This window comes from Streptomyces sp. ERV7, assembly GCF_001653515.1.
Lineage (GTDB): Bacteria > Actinomycetota > Actinomycetes > Streptomycetales > Streptomycetaceae > Streptomyces.
The window spans coordinates 1-11,603 of record NZ_LYOY01000046.1 but is presented as its reverse complement, the minus strand read 5'-3'; the positions used below and the strand labels follow the sequence as shown (position 1 = coordinate 11,603).

Below are 11,603 nucleotides of genomic sequence, written 5' to 3'. Positions count from 1 at the left end.
CTCGCGGCGGAGCCGCAACAACGTCCATCCGCACGGCTCGACGTGCTGAGGCACTCCGGCCTGGTTACGCTGCGCCGGACGGGAGGAGCGACCGCTTCTCCCGGCCCGGCGCGACGGGCACGAGGAAGGGCCGACGCATGGATGACGCCGCCAGCAGGAACACGGTCGCGGTCGAACGGCACATCGCCGCGAGCCCGGCCGCGGTGTTCTCCTTCTTCACCGACCACGACCGCTGGCTGTCCTGGATGGGCACCGAGGGCACCTTCTCCTTCGAACCCGGTGGCGCCTACCGCACGACGGTGACCGGGGAGCACCGCGCCGCCGGCCGCTTCCTCGCCGTCGAACCGCCTCGGCGCGTCGTGTTCACCTGGGGCTGGGAGAGCGGCGGCACCCCCGTCGCACCCGGCTCCTCCACGGTCGAGGTCACCCTCGAACCCGACGGCGAGGACACCCTGCTGCGCCTGGTCCACACCGGTCTGCCCACCCCCGAGGCCGGCACCGGCCACTCCGAGGGCTGGCACCACTACCTCGACCGGCTCGCGATCCGCGCCCGGGGCGGCGACCCGGGCCCCGACCGGTGGACGCCGGGGTCCGGCGCGCAGGGCTGACCCGAAACGTCCCTCATCCCGCACCCGGCGCGGTGAACACCGGGCGGCGGTCGATACGGGCGCGGACCTCGTCGGAGCCGAAGTGGTAGTCGATGCGCCGGACGGCCTCGGCCCAGGCCCGCATGGTGCCCGCATCGGAGAGCGCCTCGGTCACGAACGGGTCGGTCCACCGCTCCACCGCACGCCGCCACAGCTCCGCGGGCGGTTCCTCCAGCAGACTGCCGACCGTTCCCTCGTAGATGAGCATGGCCCTCACCTGCCCGTCGGGCTCGACCTGGATGGACTGGAAGTCCAGTCCGCGCGCGACCTGTTCGGGGTTCATCTGCAAGGAGAAGTTGGTCGACGTGCCCACCCGCACGGTGGCGGGGGCGAGCGACTGGAGCCGCGCGCGCTGCTCCTCGCTGCCCAGCCGGGCGAGCTGCTCGTCCGAGAGCAGTTCATGCTCGGCGTATCCGGCGCGGCTGCCGAGCCCCGACGGTACGGCGGCGCCGAAGTCGAGAGAGCTCAGATGGGGGAAGCGCGGCAGGACGTCCGTACAGAACTCCTCCAACCGGTCGACGTTGCTCTTGACGACCACACAGTCGACCGCGAACGGGAGCGGGCGGTCACCGCGATCGGCCCGCTCCCGCGCTCCGGCTTCGAGCAGCGCGAGCGCTCGCATCGCCCGCTCGAACGAACCCGCCCTGCCGCGGATCCGGTCGTGCACCTCGGGTGTGGGGCCGTCGACACTCACCACGACCCGACGGCACACGCGCGCCAGCTCTTCGGTCATCCACGGCTGGAAGTTCCAGCCGCCGGTGTAGACGAGCACCGCGATACCCGCTCGCGACAGCCGCTCCGCGACCTCGAACACGCCCTTGACCAGGAGCGGTTCACCGCCGGCGAGGGTGACCTGGACCGGGCCCAGGGAGATGAGGGCGTCGGCGATCCGGAGCATGTCGTCATGGCTCACCTGCCGCGAGGGGCGCCTGCCGGACTCCGAGTAGCAGTGGGTGCAGCGCAGCGGACAGGCATAGGTGATGTCCCAGATGACGGACTCTGGGGCATCGGCAACGTTGTTCGCGCGCTCCATCACTTGCTCCCCGTGTCCGCCCGCCGTCTCGATGCCGGAACGTCCCCCGTGCGGTGGTGGGGGACGTTCCCGCCTCGCTCAGACTAGGAGGCGTCACCCGGGCGCGGTATCCCCAACTCTGGGGATGGCGCGGACCGGACGGGCCGCCCCACCGCGCCCGAACCGCGAGCCGCTGCCCGCTCAGCCCCGCAGCGTCGTGATCCGCAGCCGGGGGTCTGCCGCTATCTCCGCGCGGTCGTCCGGGGAGCTCGGGCGCGTGGCGCCGCCGCTGCCGGCCGTGGGTGTCGCGTTCACTACGTTGAAGCAGCCCTCGCCTCCGGAGCAGCCGGGCAGCGGGATTCCCGCCCAGCGCTGCACCCTGCCGATCGGTGCGTCCAGCGGCACGTGGTCAGCGGCCAGCCTGCGCACGGCGTCGGCCAGCGCACGCCGCACCTGCGGTTCGTCGCCGTTGAGCCGGCCGTTACGGCCGTTCCTCACACACAGGCGTGGTCCAGCAGACCGGCCCAGGTCCGGGGGCCGACCAGTCCGTCGACGTCGCGGCCGCGGTAGCCGCAGGCGTACTGGAAGGTCTTCACCGACTTGGCCGTCCCGCTGCCGAAGACACCGTCGACGCGGGTGCCGATGCCCTGGTCGGTGAGCTTCTGCTGGAGGTAGCGGACGCAGGTGCCGCGGTCGCCCTGGGAGAGGAACGGCCTGGTCTGCGCACACCCGGCGGCGTTCGGCGCGGCGGACGTGGCCGCATCGGCCGGGGCGAGCATTCCCGCGCCGCCCAGCACTCCCGCGCTGATGACCGCGACTACGAGGATCCGTACCTGTCTCATGGGGCCTCCCGTGGGTGGGGGCGACCGCGCAGGGCACGACGCGAGTCGCCGTACTCCGGCGGCGTGCCGGTACGCCGCCGCCGGAACGCCACCCTAGGGAGCGCGGGCACCGCGAGGCGTCACACGGGGGGTTGAGATGCCGCCTGCAACCAGAGCGGTAGCCGGCCCGGGCCTCCACCTGGTGCGGCAGTCGGCCGCGTCCCGCAGCCGGTCACGGCTCCTCCCCCGGATCCTCGGGGGCCGTACCCCGGCGGCGCAGCCCGACGCGGACCGCGCCGAAGAGGACCTTGGCGACCACACCCACCACGATCAGATCCGCGAGCATCTGCACGGTGGCCAGCGCCCGTCCGGCGCCGGTGGTGGGCACGATGTCGCCGAAGCCGACGGTCGCGAACACCGTGACCGTGAAGTACAGCGCGTCGGTCCGGCTCAGCGGCTCGGAGAAGGACGACGGCCGGTTGTCGGCGAGCAGGTAGTACGTCGCGGAGAACAGCACGAGGAAGAGCGGCACCGCGGTGGCCACGGCCTCGATCGCCCGCAGCCGCGGATACTCCGCATGGGTGATGGCGGCGATCTGCCGGGCCGTGAGCCACCCGAAGAGCACCAGCCCCAGCACGAACGCCACGACCGTGCCCACGCCGATGCCCCGGTCCAGCGGGGCCAGGTAGTACAGCGCCGTCAGCAGGGTCACCGAGGCCACCGAGCGCAGCAGATGGCCGGCCAGGGCACGGCGGCGGCGCCGGTCTCCGGGGCCTGCGCGTTCCATGGGCCGCTCCGGTGTGCGCGCGGGGGTGCGGGAGGGCGACGACGCGCCCGGGGCCGATCCTCCTCGGCTTCCGGAGAGACGGCAACGGGCGCTCCCGCCACCGGAGGCGGACGGGACCCCGCCACGGGATCCGCCCCGGAATGCGGTCTCCTCCTACCGAAGGTAGGAAGGAACCACCCCTGTGATCGGAGCCGAGCATGGACGACTACCCACTCCTCAACCTCTTCTGGACGATGCTGTGGCTGTTCCTGTGGGTGATGTGGTTCTTCCTGCTCTTCAAGGTCGCCACCGACATCTTCCGCGACCACAGCCTCAGCGGCTGGGCCAAGGCGGGGTGGCTGGTCTTCGTGCTCGTCCTGCCCTACCTCGGGGTCTTCGTCTATCTCATCGCCCGTGGACAGGGCATGGGACAGCGCGACGCGAAGCAGCTCAAGCAGCAGGAGGACGCTTTCCAGCAGTACGTCCGCAAGGCGGCCGGAACGGGCGGCGGTTCGGTGGAGGAGCTGAGCAGGCTCTCCGCGCTGAAGGACAAGGGCGACATCACGCAGGATGAGTTCGAGCGCGCCAAGGCCAAGATCCTGGCGTGAGGCCGACGGGCCCGGAACGACGGGAGCGACGCGAGCGACGGGACGTCACCGTCGGGCGGCCACCAGAGTGTCCGTTCCGGAGGTTGCGGAGGTTGCGGAGGTTGCGGAGCTCGCCCCTGACCACGAACGCGCTCAGGACGCCGGCGTCGGCCCCTCGATGTGTTCGCTGATCCACTGCATGCTGCTCGCGTCCATCCCCTTCACATAGGTCACCGCGTTGTGCCGCCCGCCCTGGATGACTTCGAGGTGGGTGTGGATGGGGCCCTTGTTCCCGTAGGTGGCGATGTACTTGTTCACCTTGGGGATGACGGACGACTCCTTCGTGCCGTACTGGAAGGCGAGATACACGTCCGGCCCCTTGGCGGCGATCAGCTGCTTGGAGAGCACCTCGGGGTTGTTCGCCGCCTTCTCCTTCGGGTGGCCGTTCCACAAGGGCGAGTCCGGGACGATGTCGGGGCCGGATGCGATGACGGCCTTGAACTTGTCGGGGTGCTTCAGGACGGCCTTGAGGCCGGCGAAGCCGCCGGAGGAGGAGCCCATGAAGGCCCAGCCGTCGCGCGACTTGATCGTGCGGAAGTTCTGCCGCATGAGGTCGGGCACGTCCTCGGTCAGCCAGGTGCCCATCTTGGGCTGGCCGGGGATGTCGCTGCCGTCCCAGTACAGCCCGCCGTCGTCCGGCTTGGGGTTCAGCACCGGCATGGCCAGCAGGAACGGTTTGCCCTTGCCCTCCTCGGCCCACTTGGAGATGGAGGACTCCAGCTTGAGGTTGTTGTCCATCCAGTAGTTGTTGGGGAAGCCGGGGCCGCCCGGGAGGGCGATCAGGACGGGGAAGCCGCTCTTGTCGTACTTCGGGTCGTCGTACTCCTTCGGCGCCCAGACCCACACCTTGCCCGTGAAGCCGGACTTCTTGCCGGTGATCTTCACGACGCCGACGTGCGTCCCGTCACCCAGCGTGCTGGAGATCTTGAAGTCGGCGGCCGGTCCGGTCGGCATCAGCGTCTTGGAGTCCGCGGGCTTCTGCTGGGCGCCGGGCTTGCTGTCGATCTTGCCGTACGAGATCGGGTCGCCCTTGTCCGTGAACGGCGGTATCTCGAAGTAGCTCATGACCGGCCAGGCGATCGCCCCGAGCAGCACCACGCAGACCAAGGCGAGAGACCATCGCCGGGCCTTGGAGGCTCGACGGTGACCCCGGGACCGATAGGTCTCGGCCCCGTCCCTGGTCTTGGTGGACATGTGCGACATCAGTTGCTCCGGCTTGCTTCGGCCCCTCGGGGCACGACGGTCGTCTTCCGCCTCCGGGGATGGACAAAGCAGCTGCAAGGGTTCCAAATTTGCCAAACCGTGATCAACGCTTGACGTGGAGCGAACCGACACGGACAGTAACGGACGCGCAAGATCACCACGCTCGCGGCGCGGAGCACCGCCCGTACTACAGCGGCCCCCGCGCGAGCCGCGCCTCTATGCGCCGTGCGTCCGGTGTCCGGAGCGCCCGGGCGAGTTCAAGTGCCCGGGTCAGCTGCGCGACGGCCTCGTCCGGCCGCTTCAGTTCGTGCAGGCTCTCGCCGAGGCCTTCGAGGGCGCGGGCCTCCTCGTACGGGGAGCGGACCTCACGGGCCAGTTCGAGGGCCCGCCGGTGGGAGTCGAGGGCCTCGGCCGGGGCCGCGTCCGCGCGCTGGACCGCGCCGAGGGTGTTGAGCGCCTCGGCCTCGCCGCCGAGGTCCCCGATCTCACGGCACAGCGCCACGCTCGCGGTGGCGTTCTCCAGGGCGCGGGCGGGCGAGCCGCCGACGACCCGGACCTCGGCCAGATACATCAGCACATAGGCCTGCCCCATACGGCTGTTGAGGGAGCGGCAGACGTCCAGCGCCTCCCGGAGGTCCTTCTCCGCCTCCGTCACCCGGCCGACGCGCTGCTGGATCCTGCCCCGGTGCGCGAGCGCGTTGGCCGCGCCCAGCCGGGCACCGAGGGAGCGGTAGAGGCTCAGCGCCTGCCCGACGCTGTCCAGGGCCTCCTCGTACGCCCCGGTCAGCCGCGCCACGTCACCGAGGTCGCTCAGGACGTTCGCCTGGCCGAGTTCGTTGCCCAGGTCGCGGTAGAGCACCAGGGCCCGGCGGTGGCAGGAGACGGATTCCGCGTACTCGCCCATCGACTTGTGTACGTCGCCGAGCGCGGTGAGCGCGTTGGCCTGGCCGAGGCGGTTGTCCAGGGCGGCGTGCAGTTCGAGCGCGCGCCCCATGCTGTCGGCCGCCTCGGTGAAGCGTCCGGTGAGCTGCTGGACATGCCCCAGCTCGACGAGCACCTGGGCCTGGCCGCGCGCGTCCCGGGCCTCCCCGAACAACCGCAGACACTGCCCCAGCGAGCTCTGCGCCTCCTCATAGCGTCCGGTGCGGCGCAGGACGGAGGAGAGGTCGTGGAGCGCGATGGCCTCGCGGCCCCGGTCCCGCAGGGCACGGAAGATCTCCAGCGCCGCCAGCAGGTTGGTCTCGGACCGCTCGAACTCGGCCCGGGCCGCCTCGATGACCGCGGTGTTGCGCAGTGCCAGGGCGCGACCGAGCGGGTCCTCGCGCAGGAGCGCGGCGCCCAGCGCCGTCCGGTGGAGCGCGAGGGCGTCGCCCCAGAACCCCTGGGTGCGCATGAACTCCGCCATGGCGGCCGGGAGTTGCACGGCATGCTCGCCGTGGCCGTGGCGGGCGGCATGGGAGACCGCCGCGCTCAGGTTGGCGTGTTCGGCCCGCATCCAGGCCAGCGCCCGGTCCTCGTCCCCGACCGGCGGCAGGGCTCGTGGGGCGGGAGCGCCGGGAGTGAGGGCCGGGGTCTCGTAGCGGGCGAAGCAGCGACTGGCTCGCAGGGCCGCGTGCAGGTAGTAGTCGAGCTGGCGCTCCACCGCCCGCGCCGCGTCGGCGCGGTGCCCGGCGTCATGGTCGGCGTCGGTGAGGGCGCGCGCGTAGTCGCGCACCAGGTCGTGCATCCGGTAGCGGCCGCGCGTCGGTTCCTCGACCAGATGGTGGTCCTCCAGCTCCTCCAGGAGGCGGCGGGCGGTCGGCAGGTCGGTGCCGTGGAGCGCGGCGGCCGCGTACGCGTCGAAGTCGATCCCCGGCTGCCGCCCGAGGCGGCGGAAGAGCAGTTGCTGGTCCGGGGAGAGATCGCGGCAGGAGAGCTCGAAGGCGGCCTGTACGGAGATGTTCTCGGAGCTGAGCGCCGCCATCCGGCCGCTCGCGGCCGCCAGGTCGGCGATCACGTCCTCGACGCTCCACGCACGGTGGTGGCGCAGCCGTGCGGCCGTCAGATGCAGGGCCAGCGGCAGATGTCCGCAGAGCCGGGCGAGCTCGGCGCAGCCGGGATCCTCGGCCGTCAGGTCCGGGCGCCCGGCCTTGGCCACGAGGAGGCGTACCGCCCGGTCCTCGGGCAGGACGTCCAGGGTGACCGGCACCGCGTCCGCGAGTGCGACCAGGCGTCGGCGGCTGGTGATCAGGACCAGGGAACCCGGCGTGCCGGGCAGCAGCGGCTCCACCTGCTCGCTGCCGCCGGCGTCGTCGAGCAGGACGAGGTAGCGCCCGCCCGCGAGTTTGCCGCGCCACAGTCCGGCGCGCGCGGACAGATCGGCCGGGATGCGCTGGGGGTCCGTCCCCAGCGCGAGCAGCAGGCTGGTCAGCGCGGTGCCGGGGTCGACGGGCGGCGTTCCGTGCGTGTGCGCGTGCAGCGACAGGAACAGACGGCCGTCGGGGAAGTCGGCGGCGAGGCGGTGGGCGACGTGGACGGCGAACGCGGTCTTGCCCACGCCCGGCATCCCGTCGACGGCGTGGATCCCCACCACGCCCGAGGCTCCGGCGGATCCGTCGCGTACCGCCGAGACCAGGGCCTCCACCTCGCGTTCGCGGCCGGTGAAGGCGGCGACGTCCCGGGGCAGGGACGTCGGTACGGCGTCGGCGTCCGGGCCCGGGGCGGGCGGTGCGGCGTCGTCGGTCAGGACGCACTGGTAGGCGGCGGCCGCGCCGGGGCCCGGCTCGACGCCCAGTTCGTCGATCAGGGTGCGGCGCAGCCGGTGGTAGGCGGCCAGCGCCTCGGCCCGCCGTCCGCTGCGGTGGAGCACCCGTATGAGCTGGACGTGGAAGGCCTCGCGCAGCGGGAACTCGGCGACCAGACGGGACAATTGGGGCAGCAGTCCGTCGTGCCGGCCGCGTCGCAGCTCCGCGTCGCAGCGCCACTCCAGGGCCTGCACCCGGGCTTCCTGCCACTGCCCGACCCGGGCGGACTCGTCCTCGGCGAGCTCCGGGAACTCCTCCAGCGGGGTGCCGCGCCACAGCGCCAGTGCGGCGTCCGCTTCGTGTACGACGCCGTCCCAGTCCTGCGCCAGGCGCGCGGTCCGGGCCGCGTCGAGGTGCTCGTCGAAGGCACGGGTATCCAGCTCACCGTCCTCGACGTCGAGCAGCATGCCTCCGGGCACCGCCCGGATCCGGGCCTCCTCGCCCAGGGAACGGCGCAGTCGCAGCAGGTGGTTGTGGAGCGAGGCGCGGGCGGTGGCCGGCGGCCGCTCACCCCACAGCGCCGCCTCCAGCCGGACCGGCGGCACCGCCCTGCCCGGCGCGAGGAGCAGCGCGGTCAGCAGCGCCCGGCCCTTGGGCGAGACCGGTGTCCGCTCGACTCCGTGGTCGTCATGGACGGACAGCGGACCGAGCAGCCCGAACTTCACGTGTTCTCCCGCGCACTTCCGGGCCTGGCCGGGCCCCCGTGGCGTGCATCGTAGCGCGCCACCTGCGCTGAACATGTCAGAGGCGCCCGTCAGAAGTTCTTCGCGCCCGCCCTGATCGCCTCGCGGATGCGGTGGTACGTGCCGCAGCGGCAGATGTTGCGGATCTCGTCGAAGTCCGCGTCGCCGATCTCGTGGCCGGCGGCACGGGCCTGGCGGACCTTGGCGACGGCGGCCATGATCTGGCCGGGCTGGCAGTAGCCGCACTGGGCCACGTCGTACTCCAGCCAGGCCTCCTGCATGGGGTGCAGGTCCTTGCCGACGGTGGCGGGCAGCCCCTCGATGGTGGTGACCTCGTCGGTCGGGCGGATGTCCTTGACCGGCACGGAACAGGGGTTGAAGGCCTTGCCGTTGATGTGGCTGGTGCAGGCCTGGCAGACGCCGAGGCCGCAGCCGTACTTCGGGCCGGTCACGCCGAGGACGTCGCGCAGCACCCAGAGCAGCCGGACGTCGTCCTCGACGTCCACCGACACCGGCTTGCCGTTGAGGATGAAGGTGTGCTGAGGCACGGATGCTCCTAGTAGGCGCGGTCGAGGCCGTCGGTGGGGGACGCGGGGATCGGCGGGACGGTCGGCAGCGGTTCGAAGCCGAGCGGGCCGTCGTGGTTGATCGGGAAGGTGGTCGGCATGGTGCCGGTGGCGCGGCCGTAGGCGCAGGCGACCGCCGCCATCGCGCCCGCGACGGCCAGCTCCCCCGCTCCGCCCGGCTTGTCGCCGGTGGACGGCATCACGATGATCTCCAGCTCGGGCGGGGTGTTCCACTGCCGGGTGTAGAAGTAGTTGTCCCAGCTGCCTTCGAGGAAGTGGCCGTCCTTGAGGTGGAGCCCGGAGCTGAGGGTGATGGCGATGCCGTCCATGATGCCGCCCATCATCTGGGCCTCCAGGCCGCGCGGGTTGACCGCGAGCCCGACGTCGACGGCGCACACGACCCGGGTGACCCTCGGGCCGGTGTACGCGTCGGGGATGTGCCGCCCGGTCGTCTCCGGGCGGCAGTCGATCTCCGCGAGCACGGCGACGAACCCGTGGTACTCGGGGTGCAGCGCGATGCCCTGCGCGGTGCCCTCGGGCATGCTCCGCCCCCACTCCCCCACCTGGGCGACCTTGTCCAGGACTGCGCGGGCCCGGTCCTCCTTGAGGAACTGGCGGCGGAACCGGTAGGCGTCCTTGCCCATACGCGCCGCGAGCCGGTCGACGACGAGCTCCTGGGCGCAGCGGACGTTGGGCGAGTAGATGTTGCGCATGCTGCCGGTGTTGAAGCCCTTGTCGACCTCGTTGAGCAGCTGGGTGGTGACGCCGAAGTGGTACGGGCTCTGCTGGGTGAGCTCGAAGATCGTCTCGGAGAAGGCGAGGTCGCCCACGGGCAGTTTGGCCGCCATGGAGGTGATGATCTCGCCGAGCCCGTGCCCGAAGTCGGTGGCGACCGAGGTGTGCCGCTGCTCGTACGAGAGGACCTCGCCCAGCGCGTAGGTGGCCCGGACCCGGGAGGTGGACATCGGGTGGGTGCGGCCCTGGCGGAAGTCGTCCGTGCGGTGCCACATCAGTTTGACGGGCTTGCCCATCGCCTTCGATATCCGGGCCGCCTCAAGGGCCGCGTCGAAGAAGAGCTTGCGGCCGAAGGAGCCACCGCCCTCGGTGACGTGCACCTTGACGGCGGACAGCGGCAGACCGAGCTTGAGCGCGATGGTCTCCCGGGCGGTGATCGGGGTCTTGAGCGACGCCCAGATCTCCGCCCCGTCGCTTCTGACGTCCGCCACCGCGCAGTTGGGCTCAAGGGCGCTGCTGCTGGCGAAGTGGAAGGTGAAGCGCGCGTCCACGGAGTGCACCAGGGGGTCAAGCGCCGGGACCACCAGCGGGAGTTCGGCCGCGCGGAGCTCCTTGAGGACGGTGGCGTCCGACGCGCCCTCCTCGGTGCCGGGGCCCCAGGACACCCGCAGTGCCCGTACGGCGTCGATGCACTGGCCGAACGTCCGCCCGCGCACGGCGACTCCGGTGGGGACGGTGACGACGTCGGTGATGCCGGGCATGGCGAGGACGTCCGCCCGGTTCTCCACCGACCGTACGGTTCCGTTGATCGTGGGCGGCCGGCACACCATCGTGGGCAGCGCGCCCGGCACGCTGACGTCCATGGCGAACTGCTTGCGCCCGGTGACCGCGGCGAGCGCGTCGATCCGGCCGCGCGGGGTGCCGATGACGCCGAACTGCGCGGGCTTCTTCAGGGTGACCGGGATCCGTACGGTGGTGCGGCTCGCGGCCCGCGCCGCCAGTTCGCCGTAGGTGGCGCTGCTGCCGCGCGGGGAGGTGACGACTCCGGCCCGGGTGGTCAGCGTCGAGGCGGCCTCGCCCAACAGGTCCGCCGCGGCCTCCACCAGCCGTGCCCGGGCGGTCGCGGCGGCCACCCGGATCGGGGTGTAGGTGGCGATGGTGGTGTTCGACCCGCCGGTCATCTGGTTGAAGAGCAGCTCCGGGCGTGCGTCGGCCAGGCTCACCCGGATCCGGTCGAGGGGCAGGTCCAGCTCCTCCGCGATCAGCATCGCCGAGGAGGTGGTGACGCCCTGGCCCACTTCGGCGCGGGGCAGCACGAAGGAGGCGGTGCCGTCGTCGTGGACCTCGATGGTGATGAGACCGGCCGTCGGCAGGGCGGCGTCCGTGAGCATGTCGTTGAGATCGTAGATCTCGGAGGGGCCGGGCAGCGACGGGACCGCCGCCTCGGCCTGGGCGGGTGCGAGGGCCGCCTCGCCGAGCTGCGCGGCCACCGTCAGCGTCGAGGCCGCGAGCACATATCCCAGAAACCTCCGCCGCCCCACCTCGGGGGCGGGGGCTTCGTCCTCATGCTCCGGACGACCCGAGGCTGCCATCGACTGTCCCTTCGTCACCTGCGCCGTCTGCGCCGTGTCAGAGGGTCACACATTTCTCATGAGTAACACCAGGCGTGAAACAGGCCTGGTGTGACGTGATCTGGGGGTGCGTCAGCTCGCGGCCGGTCGGCGCGGGCGGGGTCGGCAC

At 71.9% G+C, this 11,603-nt stretch carries 10 protein-coding genes; 2 read left to right on the top strand and 8 right to left on the bottom strand.

What is annotated here, in order from left to right:
* Positions 1 to 137 precede the first annotated feature (137 nt).
* Positions 138 to 608: an SRPBCC family protein gene (locus A8W25_RS22805; protein ID WP_067164469.1), complete on the top strand. Its 471-nt coding sequence runs from the start codon at positions 138 to 140 to the stop codon at positions 606 to 608.
* Positions 609 to 621: 13 nt separating this feature from the next.
* Here the strand turns inward: A8W25_RS22805 and A8W25_RS22800 are convergent, their stop codons facing one another.
* The 4 genes from A8W25_RS22800 to A8W25_RS22785 all read right to left on the bottom strand — a co-directional run bounded on the left by A8W25_RS22800 (position 622) and on the right by A8W25_RS22785 (position 3,267).
* Positions 622 to 1,680 carry a radical SAM protein gene (locus tag A8W25_RS22800; protein WP_067164467.1) on the bottom strand — a complete coding sequence of 353 codons (1,059 nt, stop codon included), beginning with the start codon at positions 1,678 to 1,680 and terminating at the stop codon, positions 622 to 624.
* 180 nt (positions 1,681 to 1,860) lie between these two features.
* Positions 1,861 to 2,157, bottom strand: coding sequence for a hypothetical protein (locus tag A8W25_RS22795; RefSeq protein ID WP_067164465.1), 297 nt, complete (start codon positions 2,155 to 2,157; stop codon positions 1,861 to 1,863).
* Positions 2,154 to 2,501 (bottom strand): peptidoglycan-binding domain-containing protein, encoded by a 348-nt coding sequence (locus A8W25_RS22790; RefSeq protein ID WP_067164463.1) that lies wholly within the window; start codon positions 2,499 to 2,501, stop codon positions 2,154 to 2,156. Before A8W25_RS22790 ends, A8W25_RS22795 begins: the two co-directional genes overlap by 4 nt.
* 211 nt (positions 2,502 to 2,712) lie before the next feature.
* Complete coding sequence (locus A8W25_RS22785; protein ID WP_067164461.1) at positions 2,713 to 3,267, bottom strand: potassium channel family protein; 555 nt, start codon at positions 3,265 to 3,267, stop codon at positions 2,713 to 2,715.
* Positions 3,268 to 3,464: 197 nt separating this feature from the next.
* On the opposite strand from A8W25_RS22785, the gene A8W25_RS22780 reads away from it, so the two are divergent.
* Positions 3,465 to 3,854, top strand: coding sequence for an SHOCT domain-containing protein (locus tag A8W25_RS22780; RefSeq protein ID WP_067164459.1), 390 nt, complete (start codon positions 3,465 to 3,467; stop codon positions 3,852 to 3,854).
* A 132-nt stretch (positions 3,855 to 3,986) separates the two neighbouring features.
* Here the strand turns inward: A8W25_RS22780 and A8W25_RS22775 are convergent, their stop codons facing one another.
* The 4 genes from A8W25_RS22775 to A8W25_RS22760 all read right to left on the bottom strand — a co-directional run bounded on the left by A8W25_RS22775 (position 3,987) and on the right by A8W25_RS22760 (position 11,455).
* Positions 3,987 to 5,096: an alpha/beta hydrolase gene (locus A8W25_RS22775; RefSeq protein ID WP_234386553.1), complete on the bottom strand. Its 1,110-nt coding sequence runs from the start codon at positions 5,094 to 5,096 to the stop codon at positions 3,987 to 3,989.
* 187 nt (positions 5,097 to 5,283) lie between these two features.
* Entirely contained in the window at positions 5,284 to 8,544 is a 3,261-nt protein-coding gene (locus A8W25_RS22770) for an AfsR/SARP family transcriptional regulator (RefSeq protein ID WP_067164458.1), read from the bottom strand.
* Positions 8,545 to 8,633: 89 nt separating this feature from the next.
* Complete coding sequence (locus A8W25_RS22765) at positions 8,634 to 9,110, bottom strand: (2Fe-2S)-binding protein (protein ID WP_067164456.1); 477 nt, start codon at positions 9,108 to 9,110, stop codon at positions 8,634 to 8,636.
* A gap of 8 nt (positions 9,111 to 9,118) precedes the next feature.
* Positions 9,119 to 11,455: a molybdopterin cofactor-binding domain-containing protein gene (locus A8W25_RS22760; protein ID WP_067164455.1), complete on the bottom strand. Its 2,337-nt coding sequence runs from the start codon at positions 11,453 to 11,455 to the stop codon at positions 9,119 to 9,121.
* Between the last annotated feature and the right edge of the window lie 148 nt (positions 11,456 to 11,603).